The organism is Aneurinibacillus thermoaerophilus (assembly GCF_900099925.1).
Classification (GTDB): Bacteria; Bacillota; Bacilli; order Aneurinibacillales; family Aneurinibacillaceae; genus Aneurinibacillus; species Aneurinibacillus thermoaerophilus.
The window spans coordinates 19,265-36,104 of sequence record NZ_FNDE01000025.1 but is presented as its reverse complement, the minus strand read 5'-3'; the positions used below and the strand labels follow the sequence as shown (position 1 = coordinate 36,104).

The following is a 16,840-nucleotide window of genomic DNA, read 5'->3' as shown; positions in this document are numbered from 1 at the left end:
ATGCAGTTGTTTATAGCTTACCTATGAGGAATTGAAACCACTCACGCAAAAATGTGACTTCAAATATGATTTATTTATATACGCATGTACAGATTGATTGGAACAGGCACGGATTAAACGGATACGGAGTCTTTACATATAGTTCAGTGAAGTGTAAAATAATGAAGAAAATTAATATGCAAATGCGATGAGGAAGAAGAGTAGGCATATCGAAGGGCTGCAGAGAGCTGATGGGTGGTGTGAATCAGCGCCGGACGAATGCTGAATGGACTTCCGAGCACCAAACCGAACGAACGGCTCAAGTAGGCTTTGGCGTATGTCCGTACGATACAATGGACACCGTATCACAGCTTGAACTGTCGTACGGGTATGAGTGATTTCGACAAATGTCGAAATAATAAGGGTGGCACCACGGTCTATTCGTCCCTTTAGCGGACGGATGGGCCTTTTTTATTTATAAAATGTTGTAAAGGAGTGGTAAAGATGCAAACCATCTTTTCCGGGATTCAGCCGAGCGGCGTCATTACGCTCGGAAATTACCTTGGCGCCATGCGCCAATTCGTTGAACTTCAGCATGACTACAATTGTTATTTTTGTATCGTTAACCAGCATGCAATTACCGTGCCGCAGGACCCTGAACAATTACGGAAAAACATTCGGACTCTTGCCGCGCTATATCTTGCCGTCGGATTGGAGCCGGAGAAAGTAACGCTATTTATCCAGTCGGAAGTGCCTGCCCATGCGAAGCTGGGATGGATTATGCAGTGTACCGCATATGTGGGTGAATTAGAACGGATGACACAATATAAAGATAAAGCGCGTGACCGCGGTGAAGCGATCCCCGGAGGATTGCTGGCGTACCCGCCGCTGATGGCTGCCGACATTTTGCTTTATCGCACGGATTTCGTCCCTGTCGGCGAGGATCAGAAACAGCATATCGAACTCACCAGAGATTTGGCCGAACGTTTTAATCAGCGTTACGGTGAATTATTTAAAATCCCTGACATTCGGGTTCCGGAATTTGGGGCTAGAATTATGTCGTTGCAGGATGCGACCAGAAAAATGAGTAAATCCGACCCGAATCAAAACGCATTTATTTCGATGCTGGACGCTGAAAGTGCCATTGTTAAGAAAATTAAACGGGCGCAAACCGACTCCGATAATAGCGTGCATTTTGATAAAGCCAATAAACCGGCCATTTCCAACTTGATGACGATTTATTCGGCATGTTCTGGCAAGACGATGGAGGAAATCGAAGCGTTATATAAAGGCAAGGGGTATGGAGCATTCAAAACGGATCTTGCCGAAGTCGTAGTTGAAACGCTGCGGCCGATTCAGGCCCGCTATGCGGAGTTAATCGACTCCCCGGAATTGGATCGCGTGCTGGATGAAGGCGCGGAAAAAGCGAAGCGCGTAGCCGACGAGACGCTTAACAAGGTGGAAGAAGCCATGGGCTTGTCGCGCGTGCGGGCAAAATAATGATCATAAAGATTCAGAAAAGATATGTTGCTATAAAGTGGAAAAGCGATATATACTTCCTCTAAATCATATTACCGAAAGAGGCTGGCTCAAAAATCATGAGCCAGCCCCTTTTTTCTTATTGTTTTATTTGCGAAAGCTCGCCCCAGTATTCGCAGATGGTGATCATGCCCTTGTCGAAATTCTCCAGATGGAAGTGTTCGTTTGGTGCATGGAAATTCTCACCGGGCAATCCGAAGCCCATCAGTACAACCGGAATGTTGAGAAGTCGGCTGAACCCTTCAACAATTGGGATGGAACCGCCCATTCGGGTTAGAGCGGGTGTGGCGTTGTACGCTTTTTCATAGGCGCGCATTGCCGCCTGAATAACAGGATGATTATATGGCATCTGGAACGGACGGCCGCTATCCATTCGGGTGAGCGAAACTTGCACGCCCGGCGGCGTATGTTTATGTACGTGCCGTTCAATTAAGTCTTGGATTTCTGCTGGATCTTGATCCGCCACCAGTCGGCAGGAGATTTTGGCGTGTGCCTCGGACGGGAGCACCGTTTTAATACCTTCGCCCTGAAAGCCGCCATACATACCGTTGATCTCGAGCGTTGGGCGCGCCCATGTTCGCTCAAGAAAATTGAATCCCTCCTCACCATATAGCTCGTTTACGCCCAGTTCCTTTTTGAGCGCTTCCTCATCGTACTTCAAATCGCGAAACGCCTGTCTCTCTTCTTTCGTTAGAGGTTTTACTTTATCATAGAATCCTTCGATAGCAACTTTGCCGTTTTTATCATGGAACGAAGCGAGAATTTCGGACAGTGCGTGAAGCGGATTGGCTATACCGCCACCATATATACCGGAGTGCAGGTCACCATTCGCGCCTTTTACATCAATTTGCATGGCGCATAAGCCGCGCAATCCGTAGCAAATCGCCGGTTTGCCTTTCTCCAGCATAGGGGTATCGGAGATGACAAGTACATCCGCCGCAAGCATGTCCTTATGTTTTTCCACAAACGGTTCCAAATTTGGGCTGCCGACTTCTTCCTCTCCTTCAATGCAGAATTTAACATTGACCGGTAGCTTTCCTTCCGTTTTTAGCAGCGCTTCCACTGCTTTAATGTGCATAAATACCTGACCTTTATCATCGGTAGCTCCCCGTGCGTAAATCTTTCCGTCCCGGATGTCCGGTTCGAATGGCGGTGTCTGCCATAATTCAAGCGGATCAACTGGCTGTACATCATAATGGCCGTAAATAAGTGCGGTGACATCGTTTTCGGCATGCATCCAGTCGGCATATACGATCGGATTGCCTTCGGTCGAAATTATTTGCACGTTTTCAAGCCCCGCCGCCTGCAATGCATTAACAAGCCATTCGGCGGTTCGTTTGATATCAGATTTGTGGGCCGACAGCGCGCTAATGCTTGGTATGCTTAAGAATTCCCTTAATTCGCTCAGATGTGCATCCCTGTTTTTTTCCAGATAAGTGCGGTATGACTGATTCATTTTTTATTCATCCTTTCTGTGTATAGAATACAGTCTGTAACTCTGGCAAAGATCTGTATCTTTAGCTTAGTACACAGGGAGCAATTTTTCAAAGCATGAGGTTTCGCGAAACACAGAATCTATAGACAAAGGAGAAGAAGAGAACCATATTCACGTGATAAATGGAAGGAATTTCCGAAATGGGTGGAGAAAGCTTTCGTTTTTACTAACGGACGAAATAGCCATATAATAAAGGTATAGAGTGAAAAACAAAATAAGCCGGCATAATCGCTGCGAGGTGATGAGCATTGATCGTAAATAAGGTTATTATCGTGGAAGGGAAGACGGATAAGAAACGTCTGGAGAAAATCATCGCAGAACCTGTGGAAATTATTTGTACACACGGCACGTTAAGCAGCAAGAAATTGGAGGATATCTATCACCAGGCGGGCGATGCCGACATCTACATTTTTGTAGACGAAGACTCTTCCGGAAGGAAATTGCGCTCCCAGCTCAGGAACGAGTTTCCGAATGCGTATCATTTATACACTCGCAGAAGCTATACTGAAATTGCGCGTACCCCATACGAGTACCTTGCGAAAATATTATGGGACGCCCATATAGAAATCAACAAAACTGTTATCTTATGAAAGTATGGAAGGAGTGGTGGAAACGCGGATGATCGAACAAATTCAGAGCCGGATAAGCCAGCGTTCATTTAATCTATTTGGTTTCGCTCCGCTGATGCGCGCGGCGGTGATGATTCCGCTGGTCGAAAAAGATGGAAAGCTGCACGTACTATTCGAAGTTCGCGCCCGAACGCTAAAACGCCAGCCCGGGGAGATTTGCTTTCCGGGCGGAAAAATTGAGGATGGCGATGTAAGCGAACAAGATGCCGCTGTTCGGGAGACATGCGAAGAGCTGGGGCTTGTGCGAGAAGATATCCAGGTTATTGAGACGCTTGGTATTCTCATTCCCCCGTATTCTTCGTCCATTTATTCATTTATCGGTAAAATTCATGACTATCGGAAAATTTCGCCGAATAAGAATGAAGTAGAAGAAATATTCTATGTTCCACTTGATTTCTTCTTGGAAAAAGAACCGGATGTACACTATATTCACCTGGCGGTAAAACCGGAGGAAAATTTTCCTTTTGAACTTATTCCCCAGGGTAAAAACTACAAATGGCGCAGCAGTCGTCTGCCTGAATTTTTTTATCAATATGACGGGAGAATCATATGGGGGCTGACGGCAAGAATTCTTTATGAGTTTATTACCATTGTGAAATAGTAGCGGTGATCAGACCCAAAACGCAAGAATATTGACGGTTTGGAACTCATTCGTCGTTGTCGTAAAATAAAATTATCAAACTGCTGAAAAATGTGTCAAATATATGAAATTTGGGTAAAAGTAAAGACAAAACCACGTCTTTACTTTTTTCACTTCTATCAAGGTTTTTCCCTGCTTTCATACATAAATTTACCGAGCTCCGCATATTCTCAAAACACTATACAAACGGGTCAAAACTTGATACGATTTAGATGGTATTTACCATGTGAACGCCTTTTCTGATACTAAAAATTTCATTTGTATGAAGGGCAAATGATAGTAAAGAAAGGAGTGTATTGTGTGGACTTCAGTTGGTTGTTTCCCCCGGCCATTAATGACATGGCAAAGCAGGTAGATTCCTTGTTCTGGTTTATCACATCTATTGCCGTCTTCATCTTTGTCCTGGTTGAAATGCTTTTGTTCATCTTCCTTGTTCGTTACCGAAGGAAACGACCGGACAAACAGGGAGTTGCGTTGCACGGGAACACGAAAATGGAAATCATTTGGACTTTGGTTCCAGCGTTGATTCTTGTTGCTATTGGCGTGTTTAGTTCTAAGATGACTTACGCAATTCAGACTCCACCGAAAGATGTATACACCATTAATGTCACCGGTTACAAATGGAGATGGGACTTTGAGTACCCGGAAGGGTTCAAGACGACAAACAATCTCGTCATTCCGGAAGATAAAAACGTCCTATTCAAGATTACATCCGGAGATATTTTGCACAGCTTTTGGATTCCGGCGATGCGGATAAAGCAGGACGCGGTACCTGGACGCCAAACTCAGTTCTGGTCTGGTCCAACGGAAAAAGGCGAATACCCTATCGTATGCGCCGAGTATTGCGGAACAATGCACTCAATGATGCTTGCAAAACTTCATGTGGTAAGTGCCGATGAATTTAATAAGTTTGTGCAATCCGGCGGTAAAGCCGGCGGTGGCTCCGCAGGCGGCTCGGGCGGCGAAGGCAAAGCGCTGGCTGAGCAGAAAGGCTGTTTAAGCTGTCATGCTGTTGACCAAACGAAGCTTGTCGGCCCGGGATGGGGCGGTATGTTTGGTAAAGACATAAAGCTGTCTGACGGAAGCACGGTAAAATATGATGAGAAATATATCATCGAATCTATTATGAACCCTGCAGCGAAAACTCCGCAAGGTTATTCTGCACCAATGCCGTCGCAGCAGGTAACAGAAGAAGAAGCGAAGGCAATTGCTGAATACATTAAAACCTTGAAATAGGGAGGAGTGAATCGTATGGGTGCTACTGCCACTGCCGCAGCGAGAAAACCGTCGTTTGTCAGAGATTGGTTGCTTACTGTTGACCATAAGAAAATCGGAATTATGTACGGCGTTGTGGGCTTACTTTTCTTCTTCCTCGGGGGAGCAGCCGCTCTCGTTATCCGGACAGAGCTATTGACGCCCGGGATGCCGGATGTGGTGCCGCAGGCTGATACATTCAACCAGATGTTCACCATGCACGGCTCTATCATGATTTTTTTGTTTATGATTCCGATGCTTACAGCTGCGTTTGGTAACTACCTGATACCGATTATGGTAGGTGCGCACGATATGGCGTTTCCGCGGATGAACAACCTGGCCTTCTGGCTCTATGTGCTAGGTGGCGTGGTTTTCCTCAGCAGTTTTTATTTCGGAATGCCAGATATCGGTTGGACCGCGTATCCGCCATATAGTATCGAATCTCCAGGACTGGGGCTTGATATCTGGGTAACGGGTGTCCATATTTTAGGGCTTTCCTCTATTCTTGGTGCGATAAACATTATTGTTACAGTGTTTAATATGCGGGCACCGGGCATGACATTTAACCGTCTGCCTTTGTATGTATGGTCTTCGCTCGTTACGGCATTTATTCAGCTGTTTGGTACGCCTGCGCTTGCTGGGGCTATCACGACGCTGTTGTTTGACCGCCATTTCGGCACGCATTTCTACGATGCGGCGGCCGGAGGCGATCCGATGCTGTATCAGCACCTATTCTGGTTCTACTCCCATCCGGCCGTGTACATTATGGTACTTCCGGCGATGGGAATCGTATCGGAGATTATTCCAGTATTTGCGCGCAAGCCGATTTTCGGTTATCATGCGATCGCCTACTCTTCCATTGCGATCGGATTCCTCGGTTTTTTGGTTTGGGCGCACCACATGTTTGTAGCCGGCATGCCGCTGGCAACCGGGGTGCCATTCATGGTAACTTCGATGATTATCGCGGTTCCGTCAGCAATTAAAATTTTCAACTGGCTTGCAACATTGTGGCGGGGATCGAACGTATTCACTACGCCGATGCTATTTGTGACCCTTGGCTTCATGGGACTGTTCACTATCGGCGGACTGAGCGGTATTTACCTCGCAGCGGTACCGATTGATATACACATGCACGACTCATATTTTGTTGTGGCTCATTTCCATTACGTATTGTTTGGAGGAAGTATGATGGCGGTGCTCGGCGGTATCTTCTACTGGTTCCCGAAGATAACCGGCCGTATGTACAACGAGAAGCTTGGTAAAACTGTATTCTGGCTCTATTTTATCGGCACAAACCTGACATTTTTCCCGATGCACTATATCGGCATGATGGGTATGCCGCGTCGTGTTTTCCAGTATGACCCGGCAGCCGGAATGCAGGTGGCCAACCAAATAGCGACATTCGGTTCGTATCTTATTGGTATAGCAGCAATTATGATGGTGGTTACAATTATTGTATCTCTTAGAATTGGAGCAAAAGCTCCCGCCAATCCGTGGGGGGCACAAACACTCGAGTGGACGGTATCTTCGCCGCCACCGGAACACAACTTTATTGAAATGCCTTATGTAACCGCTGCGCCGTATGAATTTGGTGAAGTGGAGGAAAAATATACGTCCAAGAAATCGTTTGGAGCGTAGGAGAAGAGGGATGTAACAATGGGATATCGCTTACCTTTCGTAACGACAATCGCCATCTTCCTGCTGCTAATTGCTGGAGCTCTTGTTGTAGGATTCGACGCCGGGCTGGCGTGTTCCGACTGGCCGTTGTGCAACGGACACATTATCCCGCCGTTAGAGGGGAAAATCATCATAGAATATACGCATCGCATGCTATCCACTGGTGTGGGGCTCTTAGTGCTTGCAAATTTGTACGCAGGGTGGCGCAAACGGAAGGAAAGCCCCATTGCGATGAAACTGGTCATTCTTTCTTTCGTGCTGCTGATGATGGCTGCTGTGTTGGGCGGCATTAATGTCTTAGAAAAACTGCCGCCCGGCTTCACGACGATGGATACGAGCGTCGCCACGCTCCTGTTCGCGACGTTTGTCGCTCTTACAGGTGTGACGCTGGCACATCATCGCAGAAAGCAGGGCGCATTTCATCAGAACAAGCAAATTCAATCCCTGTTCAAACCAACCCTGATAGCAACGATTGCCGTGTACGCCGAGTTTGTGCTGGGCGCGTTTATTAAGCACAGCGACGCTGGAGCCGTCTGGGTAAAAGGCGAAGTCACACTGCTTAATGAGGTGATCTCCACACCGCAAATTGCCGCTGCTCTTATGTATGTGCATGTATTTGCTACAGCGCTTGTAGTTATCATAACCGTCTGGTTGTTCTTTCATGCGCGTTTGCGGAAAGCCTTGACCGGACAGGCGCTGGTTCTGGCCGCATTACTTGTGTTGCAGGTAGCCGCTGGATATTTGACGATGGCGATGAAATTAGCGGTTATCTCCGATGTCATTCATCTGGCACTTGGTGTATTGATGATGGCTTCATGCGTATTTATGATGGTTCAGGCCAAATTGGGCGTCGATCTGCTTGATTGCGACAATCAAAAAGAAAGTGTTGTTCGCGGTAACGTGGCAGTAAAAAATTTGTCCTAGTTATTGGCTAACGTGACTATATTCAGGGAGGTTTTGAAATGGGTACCCCTATTTCTGAAAAAGACGTATGTGAAAATCCGGCGAATCGCTCCATCGAATCAAGCGTTACGTCTGGAGTAAAAGGTGAATGGCGCGATTATGTATCGGTGACGAAGCCCGGCATTGTCGTTTCAAATTTAATGACTTTTTTTGTGGGGGTTTGGCTTGCTGCTGATGGCCCTCTGCCTTTAGGTACAATGCTAATGGCCATGCTAGGCTCGGCGCTTATCATTATGTCTGGAACATGTTTAAATAATTTTATTGACCGCGATCTTGACCAGTTTATGGAGCGCACGAAAAAGAGGGCGCTGCCGGATGGGCGTTTGAATCCGCAATCCGTTCTTATGATGGGCATTATTTTCGGCATTCTCGGTTCAATTGTTCTGTTGCTGGTTAATACGTTGACCGCTGTGCTCGGTCTTGTGGGCCTATTTTTCTATGTTGTGGTGTACACGATGTGGACAAAGCGCACAACGACATTAAATACGCTCATAGGCAGCGTGTCCGGAGCGATGCCTCCGATGATGGGCTATGCGGCGATCTCCGGTATGATTGACCTGACAGCCTGGATGTTGTTCGGAATTCTATTTATCTGGCAGTGTCCGCACTTCTTAGCCTTGGCGATGCGCCGTGCCGATGAATATCGCGTTGCAGGATTTCAAATGCTGCCGGCTGTCCACGGGTTCGCGGTGACAAAACGCTATATTCTTCGTTATACAGCTTTTCTTGTGCTCATCTCCGTTATGCTTTATGCGCTGGGCGAGGTCGGTATGGTTTATCTGATTGGTATGACTGTGCTTGGCATCGGCTATGTTATCGTAAATATGATGGGATTTTTTACAAAGGATGATATTAAATTCGCTCGTAAATCGTTTATTTACTCGCTGGTGTATTTGGTAATGTTTACGGTATTTATTTTGATTGACCGCGTGTAATTCCACTTTACTAAGCGGGGTGAAGGAGGTATGAGCATGGCTGTGCATTCTCAGGAAGAGCAGATACCAAAAAAGGGCATAAAAGATAATGGCCTGTTAGGTATATGGCTCGGGTTGATTTCCTTTACGTTCATGTTCGCCGTATTTATTGTATCGAATGTATACCTTCGAGGGTGGTCGCCGGACGTTTTTAATATTACGTTGCCGACAGGCGTACAGGATCTTGTTAATTATAACGTTCTTCTGCTTTTGGCATTGGGAGTGTTGACGCTTGTTGCAGGTATTAGCTACAAAAATCGCAAGGATGGGGTAGCGTTTATCCTTTATGCTCTTGCGACAATTGCAGCGATCGGCTACTGCGTAATTGACTGGTCCCTCATCCAGAGCTACCGGGCGCTTGGTCCGGCAGCTTGGACGGCGCATTTGATTGTGCAATCGATAATGGAAATCCTTGTTCTTATCTGCATCGTGCTCTATCTCCGTGCGTTTTACTTCAAGATGCGGAACCAGGAAAAGTCTTTGAACCGTTTTATTCCGGGTGCGACAGCTGTCTGGATGTATACGGTAATTATGGGACTTTTCGTTTTCATCCAGTGTGATTTAATCGAGATTGGCCAGTTTGCCGAGTGGTGCGGTATCAAGCTATCACAGTTTGGCAAGTAATGACGGGAGGGGGATTCACATGGGCATGATTTTGTACGCGTTAGGATATATGTTGTTTCCGATCGCCTTATTCTTTGGCTTCATGTACCTCTCGAAATTGACGACCAGAGAGTAAGATAGGGGAGAAGGAGTTGAGGAGCCATGTCTTCAGCTTTGAGGCGCCATTGGTTTATCGTGCTGACAGGGGCGCTCGTTGTGACGATTCTTCTCATTATTGTCTATCAAATATGGTGGGGTTCAAACAAACTCCCGGTTCTTGACCGGGCGCCTTCCTTCACCATGTCAGACATGTATGGAAATCGGGTCTCATTGCGTGATTCCGATGGCAAAGTGCGCCTTGTTTCTTTCCACTATACTCATTGTCCGGATGTGTGTCAGGCAACGAACTTTAATTTAATTCGGGTGCAGCAAAAGCTGAAGGAACAGGGAGTCCTCCAGGATAAAGTATTGTTGATGACAATTACGTTCGATCCGAAGCGGGATACAGAACAAGTTTTGCAACAGTATACGGCGATACGGAACATTAAGCCTGACGGCTGGTTGTTTCTGCGTGGAACGCCGGAGCAGACTAAACGGGTGCTTGATGGTTTTAAAATATTCGCCGAAGATCAGGGCAATGGCATCTTTGTACATTCCAATGAATTGTTTCTGCTTGATGGCAATAAGAACATTCGTGCCATTTACAAAATGGGTAGCAGTATGGATAACGAACAGATTGTCAAAGATATTAACAATTTGCTTGAGGATTAAAAGCAAAAACCTCTTATCAGGCGATAGGAGGTTTTTTTGCGCATTTCTTCAGAAAAACGGAACGGGGCATTTGACGGTTGCAGAAAATATTAAGGATCATACATTTCTTTACCATAATAAAACGATATGTACTTTCTTCTGAGCAGAAAAAGGACAAGCAGCATGCCTGTGTGTTTTCTTATGTACACATATGTTTTATGATGATAAATAGGGAGAAGGGGGAAAAGGATGGAGCCGTTTGAAGAATTTTCGGATTTAATGGAACTGGCCGATATGATTACGGAACGTGTTGGCAATCCGATTACGATCGAAGACATGAATCATCATGTGGTCGCATACAGTACGCACGGAGGCGCCATAGATCCGGTGCGCATTCAAACCATTATGAAACGTAAAGTGCCGGAAGAAGTGCTGATTCGTTTTTGGAAAGACGGCATTATTCAGGCGTTAATGCATAGTGATGAGCCGGTACGTGTGCCAGCCGTCCGGGAAGTGGGGCTTGATAACCGAGTAGCTATTTCTATCCGGCGCGGTCATGAAGTATTCGGGTATATCTGGGTGCAGGAAGCGGTACGTCCGCTTGAAGAAAAAGACTTTGCTGTGCTGAAGAGGGCGGCTCGTCTCGCTTTGCCCCGCCTGTTGCATAGGAAGGATCGACACGCCAAGCAGGAAGAGAAACGAAACCAATTTTTCTGGCAACTGCTTTCGCGTGGCGCGAATAGCGGCGAAGCGGTCGATATCGAAAAAATGGCGGCCCAGCTTCGGCTTACTCTTCCTTCTGTTCTTGTTGTGCTCGTATGGGAAGCGCGTTGTTCGGATGAAGTATGGAGCGATGTGCAAAAAGAACTGGCATATTTGCTTGCTAATCTGAGGGATTTTTTTTCATTCCGCTATTTGCCGCTATGGACATTTGATGGCCGCCAGTTAATTGTATTGGCCGGATTGGACGAATGGGAGCAGGATCAGGCGGAAAACGCAAGCAAAGCATTTATTCATCAACTGCGAAAAAGATTAACGCGCCGTTTCGGTGGCGAAAATATGATCGCAGCTTATGGCGAGCCGGTGAAAGACCCGGGAGAAATATGGATTAGCTATCAGCAGGCGCTTGAAGTGATGCAGATAAAAAAAGCCTTACCCGACGAGTTAGAGGCGGTGGAAGGATATCATGAACTCGGTATATACCGTTTGTTTCCCAAGCTAAAGCAGTGGAACCGGGAGATGAAGTACCGAAACCCGAAGCTGGAGCGTCTGCTTAAATACGATCAGGAAAATCAGAGCAATCTTCTGGAGACATTGGAAGCGTTTCTTGATAATTCAGGGAAAGTAAATCAGACGGCTAACCAATTGCACATTCATCCTAACACGCTCGGATACCGGCTGAAACGGATTGGTGAGGTGGGCGGCATTGACTTAGACGATCCAAACGATCATATTATGCTATTTCTTGATGTAAAGCTTAGAAAGTATAATCCCTAAAAAGAATCCTTCAATTTTGAGGGATTCTTTTTTGATAGCTGGATAGTCTATAAATAAGGGGATTCACGTTAATGAAAAATCATTTGTGGAAATCCACAAATAAAAACGAATGATTTTAAGCTTTAAGACAAAGAAAAATTCATAAAAAAAGCATAAAATGAAAGAAACAGATAAACATGCACGAACACATAGCCTAAAAGCATAGGTAGCCGTTTTTTTACCAATAAAGAGGAGGTTTATCAACATGATTATTGGCGTACCAAAAGAGATAAAAAATAACGAGAACAGGGTAGCTATTACTCCTGCCGGGGTGGCAGCGTTTGTGCACGCGGGACATGAAGTGCTAATTGAAAAGAATGCCGGTCTTGGTAGCGGTTTCACAGACGAGGAATATGTAAAAGAAGGTGCGAAAATTGTTGCGACCGCTAAAGAAGCGTGGGCCGCTGACATGGTTATGAAAGTAAAGGAGCCGCTGCCGGAAGAGTATCCGTATTTCCGCGAAGGCCTTGTACTTTTCACTTATTTACACCTTGCCCCGGAGCCGGAGCTGACCAAGGCGCTGGTTGAAAAGAAAGTAACGGCAATTGCATACGAAACCATTCAACTGGATAATGGCGCACTGCCTTTGCTGACGCCGATGAGCGAAGTGGCCGGACGTATGGCTGTGCAAATTGGGGCGCAATTCCTAGAGAAATCCCACGGTGGCAAAGGCGTACTGCTGGCAGGTGTACCAGGTGTGGAGGCCGGACGCGTAACGATTGTTGGCGGCGGTACTGTAGGCACGAATGCGGCGAAAATTGCCCTTGGTATGGGTGCGAAAGTAACATTGCTAGACATTAATGCGGATCGTCTGCGTTATCTGGATGAAATTTTCCAGGGGCGTGTGCAGACGTTAATGTCCAACCGTTATAATATTGCAAAAGCGGTAAAAGAAGCGGACTTGCTTATTGGCGCGGTTCTTATTCCGGGCGCACGCGCTCCGCGTCTGGTAACGGAAGACATGGTGAAAGCGATGGAACCGGGATCTGTAATCGTTGACGTAGCGATCGACCAAGGTGGGTCTATCGAAACCATCGATCGTGTGACAACACACAGCGATCCGACATATGTAAAGCATGGAGTGGTACATTACGCAGTAGCGAATATGCCTGGTGCTGTAGCACGAACTTCCACGATGGCGCTGACTAACGTAACGGTACCGTATGCGCTGCAAATCGCGGATAAAGGATATGTGAAAGCGGCATTGGAAAACCGCGCCCTTGCTCGCGGCATTAATGTGGTGGACGGCAAAGTAACATACAAAGCGGTAGCTGAAGCGCTTGGTTATACGTATGTGGATGTAAATGAAGTACTGAACAACGGAACCGTAGCCGTTTAATCAAAAAAAGCAAACATGAAAAAGGCAACCGGGTGGTTGCCCTTTTTCTGTTTGCTTCCTTTACTGCTAATTTTGATAAAAAATGCTTGACTGCTGGATGCCTTTTTTATAAAATGATTTGTGTTGATAATTTAATAAAGCTTTGTTGATATGCTCAGCCAATAAAGGTTGCATGCATAGAAGAAAGTGAATTTGCCCCTATAGTTAAACGGTATAACAGGCCACTCGTAATGGTCAGTTCGTGGTTCGATTCCGCGTGGGGGCATCAATTTGAAACCCTCGATGTTACTGGGGTTGCAAAAGATGAAGACTGTCCAAAAGGACAGTCTTTTTTTGTGCTTGTGTGCCAATAGTGTGCCTTCGTATGTTACTCCAACAAAGTGAGAACGCTTCTTTATTTTAGCGAAGAGATGAGATCCGGCTCCAAGCAAAGAATCGCGTAACTTTCACTTATGTGAACGTTTAATGGATGCCCTTGCTAAGCTGTTGCTCCGCTATCCGCACAAGACGCTTGGTAATTTCTCCACCGACGTAGCCATTTTGGCGGGCAGTAGCATCTGGTCCAAGCGTGATACCAAGCTTGGCGACGATTTCATGCTTCATCTGTTCCAGCGCCGCTCTGGCTTGCGGAGCAACCGGCTGATTCGTATTGTCGCTTTTTTGGGCTCTTGTGATGAAAGGAGCTTCCGGTGCTACTTGAGTTTTTTGCATATGTATAGCCTCCTGAGGTTAATTTTGGTGATTCCTAGTCTTAAAATTCCGCATCGAAGTGATATTATGCGATTAGCACATCGGTAATTTTTCCTGCTTGCACTTCAGAAGGAAAATATATGTTGCTTTATTGATTTAAAGCGATATATACGTTTTAAATTACAGCGGTACTGGGAGAACATACATGAATGGGTATGTGGGAACAGAAAGATAGGGATATCGGCTAAGAGGGCATGTGTTAAGGAAAGGGGAAAGAAATAGGGAAGTTTTAGCTAAACAGGCTCTTCCTTATTTAAAAATGACGAATTAAATAGATTAAATTAATTGGAATAATTGACTTTTTGCTTAATGAAGCATATAGTAAATTAAAAAAGGGAGTCGGAAGCGATGAAAGAGTGTGAAGTACAGTTCAACCATGTGTTTGAACAATGGGCAGATCAGTATGACAAAACGGTATTTGAAAAAAAGGATGAATATGCTGAGGTCTTTCAAGGATATGAGCAGATTTTGCGGACAGTGGTCGAGGAACTTAACCTTCCGGCTGGAAGTCGCGTACTGGAAATCGGAGTCGGAACAGGGAATTTAACGGCACATCTTCTCGAAAAAGAGTGGGATGTGTATGGAGTAGATCCTTCGCCGGATATGCGAAGGATTGCAGCGCGAAAGCTGCCGCATTTTACCGTTGCTGACGGCCATTTTCTTTCCATTCCGGAAGAGATCGGAAAGGTAGATGGTATTGTCAGTACATATGCGTTCCATCATTTGACGGATGCTCAAAAAGCGCGGGCGATCCAAGAACTAGCCGATCGCTTGACAGAGAAAGGTATGATTGTATTTGCGGATACGGCATATGCGGATGAAGAGGCTAGAGACGCTATTCATGAACGAGTAAGAAGTCAAGGAGCGCTTACGTTATTGAATGATTTGCAAACAGAATATTATCCGTTGTTATCCACGGTAAAGGAAGCTTTTGAAGATGTAGGTTTACGTTTTTCTGCTCGGCAGTTGAACCGATATGTTTGGTTGATGATAGGAAAAAAATAACCCTCTGCTGAGGAAGAGGTATATTTGTTAATAGACTGAAATTTCCTCCTGTTAAGGGGAATTTGTTTTAGTGGAGAGGAAAAGCTCGCGAGGTGTTTGCCCGCGAGTTTTTTCTTCTCATCTCAGAATAGACAGGATATAGGACATAAAGCTAATCCAGAGAAGGTCGAAGCACCCAAGCATAATGGTCGTAATTGATAGTTGTAGGAAAAACGAATTATGCGCCAGATGTTTTTTGGCGGGTCTGACCGTTGTCGCGGCCAGCGTTAGTCCGGTGAGCGTGGTGAGCCATTGCAAAATCACCAGCAGCTTAATATATGAGGTAAAAGAAGAAAAAAATGAGACAAGTGATAAAACCAAAGAGCAAAAAAACAAGCTAAGGCTGATAGATGTTCTTGCGGATACTTTTCTTTCTATACGATCCACACGAGACATAACATTTTTCCCCCTTTTATAATATGTGTTTTTATTTTTACATTACCTTTTTTCGCAGTAACATAAAACGGTTTTACGTAGTGTTTTCTTGAAAAGGAGGATAGGTGAAGAGTCTTACATTTTTTATCATTGAACAGGAGTTTACTTCTATTTTGTTTTTTCTAAAAAATTTGTTAGGCTATAGATGATTGAATTTTTCGTGAGAGGTGACATTCGGTGGTGAAGCCTTTTTGGAGACGTTGGTGGTTCTGGCTTGTTATTATCTTGTTTATCGCTGTCAATCTGGCGGTCAACAGCTTCAGCAGCACGGACAAAGAACGAAAAGGCCCTACGGCAGAGCAGAGTATTGAAACACACTGACCAAAAAGAAAAAGGAAGAAAAGGTGCGCGGGTTTAATCGCGAAGCTTTCCTCCCTCTTTTTTTGCAGTGACGCCGGCAGTTAGGCAGAAGCGCATGGCTTCTTCCACCGAAGTATCTATACATTCGATTCGATCGCGCGGGTAGAGTCGGAGTTCGCCGCTTATTTGGAGGGCGTGCGGCACATATACCGCCACATAAGATGTATGTAAATGAAAAGCAGTTACGTTTTCGGCGGTAAGGAATCCGATTCGCTTTCCGCCGTCTTCGTGTGTGATGAGCACAACCTGCGAAAAAGAACGTTTTTCCCCGATGAGAGATTCTATTGTATCTTTAACCATGCTGTATATTGTCTTCAGCCCTGGAAAACGCGTGATCAATCGTTCTGTCCATGCAAGTAGCTTACGGCTTAACCAGAGCTGGCTTAAACATCCGATAAGCACAATAAGGACAAGCGTAATAATAATTCCTAATCCGGTAATCGAAGGCAAATTCATGGAAAGCAGAATCCGCTTCCCCAGGCTGTCTACCAATTTGAAAAGATAAACTAGAAGATAAAGCGTCACGCCGATTGGCGCCACGATAAGCAGTCCATTTAAGAACCATTTGATGATTTGTTTCATATGGGGTACGCTCCTTTTTATGATTCTTCTTTCCACAGACCTGCGGGCTTGCTGGCTGGGTTTCCTCAACAGCCATTCCATTGTCCGCAATTTATACATTTCCACTTGCCGAGCCACCATTGCAGTGAAAATCCGCAGACAGAACACTTCAGCCGTGCTGGTTGGTCTGGTTGGTCAGACACACGTCTCCCCCCCCCTTTTTTTCTATTTTTGCCTTAGCATATCATGTTTTACCGTGAAATAAAATGTGCATTTGAATTCCGACAATTCTCACCATTTGGGGCTATTGTT

Annotated in this window: 17 protein-coding genes, 1 tRNA gene and 1 other annotated feature; of the genes, 14 read left to right on the top strand and 4 right to left on the bottom strand. The window is 45.6% G+C overall.

Annotated elements, in window-relative coordinates; genetic code table 11:
* The first annotated feature begins 178 nt into the window (after window positions 1-178).
* Window positions 179-431, top strand: a binding site (T-box leader).
* Between the two features lie 52 nt (window positions 432-483).
* Entirely contained in the window at window positions 484-1,479 is a 996-nt protein-coding gene (gene trpS, locus BLR88_RS12555; RefSeq protein WP_091260807.1) for a tryptophan--tRNA ligase, read from the top strand.
* A 118-nt stretch (window positions 1,480-1,597) separates the two neighbouring features.
* On the opposite strand, the gene BLR88_RS12550 is transcribed toward trpS, so the two are convergent.
* A complete protein-coding gene (locus BLR88_RS12550) occupies window positions 1,598-2,974 on the bottom strand; it encodes a dipeptidase (protein ID WP_057897634.1) in 1,377 nt (458 codons plus the stop codon).
* A 287-nt stretch (window positions 2,975-3,261) separates the two neighbouring features.
* Between BLR88_RS12550 and BLR88_RS12545 the strand changes: the two genes are divergently transcribed.
* The 11 genes from BLR88_RS12545 to BLR88_RS12495 all read left to right on the top strand — a co-directional run bounded on the left by BLR88_RS12545 (window position 3,262) and on the right by BLR88_RS12495 (window position 13,643).
* On the top strand, window positions 3,262-3,603 hold the full coding sequence (locus BLR88_RS12545) for a toprim domain-containing protein (RefSeq protein WP_057897635.1): 342 nt from the start codon (window positions 3,262-3,264) through the stop codon (window positions 3,601-3,603).
* A 4-nt stretch (window positions 3,604-3,607) separates the two neighbouring features.
* The gene (locus BLR88_RS12540; protein WP_082705859.1) at window positions 3,608-4,243 is read left to right on the top strand and encodes an NUDIX hydrolase; all 636 of its coding nucleotides are present in this window, start codon (window positions 3,608-3,610) and stop codon (window positions 4,241-4,243) included.
* A 339-nt stretch (window positions 4,244-4,582) separates the two neighbouring features.
* Complete coding sequence (gene coxB, locus BLR88_RS12535; protein ID WP_057897637.1) at window positions 4,583-5,518, top strand: cytochrome c oxidase subunit II; 936 nt, start codon at window positions 4,583-4,585, stop codon at window positions 5,516-5,518.
* A gap of 15 nt (window positions 5,519-5,533) precedes the next feature.
* A complete protein-coding gene (ctaD, locus tag BLR88_RS12530) occupies window positions 5,534-7,174 on the top strand; it encodes a cytochrome c oxidase subunit I (protein ID WP_057897638.1) in 1,641 nt (546 codons plus the stop codon).
* A gap of 18 nt (window positions 7,175-7,192) precedes the next feature.
* Window positions 7,193-8,137, top strand: a complete 945-nt coding sequence (locus BLR88_RS12525; protein WP_091260805.1) for a COX15/CtaA family protein — start codon at window positions 7,193-7,195, stop codon at window positions 8,135-8,137.
* A 38-nt stretch (window positions 8,138-8,175) separates the two neighbouring features.
* The gene (gene cyoE, locus BLR88_RS12520; RefSeq protein WP_091260803.1) at window positions 8,176-9,111 is read left to right on the top strand and encodes a heme o synthase; all 936 of its coding nucleotides are present in this window, start codon (window positions 8,176-8,178) and stop codon (window positions 9,109-9,111) included.
* A 36-nt stretch (window positions 9,112-9,147) separates the two neighbouring features.
* Complete coding sequence (locus BLR88_RS12515) at window positions 9,148-9,774, top strand: hypothetical protein (protein ID WP_057897641.1); 627 nt, start codon at window positions 9,148-9,150, stop codon at window positions 9,772-9,774.
* A gap of 141 nt (window positions 9,775-9,915) precedes the next feature.
* A complete protein-coding gene (locus BLR88_RS12510; RefSeq protein WP_057897642.1) occupies window positions 9,916-10,524 on the top strand; it encodes an SCO family protein in 609 nt (202 codons plus the stop codon).
* A gap of 228 nt (window positions 10,525-10,752) precedes the next feature.
* Entirely contained in the window at window positions 10,753-12,000 is a 1,248-nt protein-coding gene (locus BLR88_RS12505; RefSeq protein WP_057897643.1) for a PucR family transcriptional regulator, read from the top strand.
* A gap of 244 nt (window positions 12,001-12,244) precedes the next feature.
* The gene (ald, locus tag BLR88_RS12500) at window positions 12,245-13,378 is read left to right on the top strand and encodes an alanine dehydrogenase (RefSeq protein WP_057897644.1); all 1,134 of its coding nucleotides are present in this window, start codon (window positions 12,245-12,247) and stop codon (window positions 13,376-13,378) included.
* Between the two features lie 194 nt (window positions 13,379-13,572).
* A tRNA-Thr gene (locus BLR88_RS12495) sits at window positions 13,573-13,643 on the top strand.
* Between the two features lie 197 nt (window positions 13,644-13,840).
* Here BLR88_RS12495 and BLR88_RS20410 read toward each other — a convergent pair.
* Window positions 13,841-14,053, bottom strand: coding sequence for a small, acid-soluble spore protein, alpha/beta type (locus BLR88_RS20410; protein ID WP_408863351.1), 213 nt, complete (start codon window positions 14,051-14,053; stop codon window positions 13,841-13,843).
* Between the two features lie 423 nt (window positions 14,054-14,476).
* Between BLR88_RS20410 and BLR88_RS12485 the strand changes: the two genes are divergently transcribed.
* Complete coding sequence (locus BLR88_RS12485; protein ID WP_057897646.1) at window positions 14,477-15,133, top strand: class I SAM-dependent methyltransferase; 657 nt, start codon at window positions 14,477-14,479, stop codon at window positions 15,131-15,133.
* Window positions 15,134-15,250: 117 nt separating this feature from the next.
* Here BLR88_RS12485 and BLR88_RS19070 read toward each other — a convergent pair whose 3' ends face one another.
* Window positions 15,251-15,568 carry a hypothetical protein gene (locus tag BLR88_RS19070; protein ID WP_139184973.1) on the bottom strand — a complete coding sequence of 106 codons (318 nt, stop codon included), beginning with the start codon at window positions 15,566-15,568 and terminating at the stop codon, window positions 15,251-15,253.
* Between the two features lie 216 nt (window positions 15,569-15,784).
* On the opposite strand from BLR88_RS19070, the gene BLR88_RS19600 reads away from it, so the two are divergent.
* Complete coding sequence (locus BLR88_RS19600) at window positions 15,785-15,928, top strand: hypothetical protein (RefSeq protein ID WP_175493617.1); 144 nt, start codon at window positions 15,785-15,787, stop codon at window positions 15,926-15,928.
* 33 nt (window positions 15,929-15,961) lie between these two features.
* On the opposite strand, the gene BLR88_RS12480 is transcribed toward BLR88_RS19600, so the two are convergent.
* A complete protein-coding gene (locus BLR88_RS12480; RefSeq protein ID WP_057897647.1) occupies window positions 15,962-16,549 on the bottom strand; it encodes a DUF502 domain-containing protein in 588 nt (195 codons plus the stop codon).
* Window positions 16,550-16,840 lie beyond the last annotated feature (291 nt).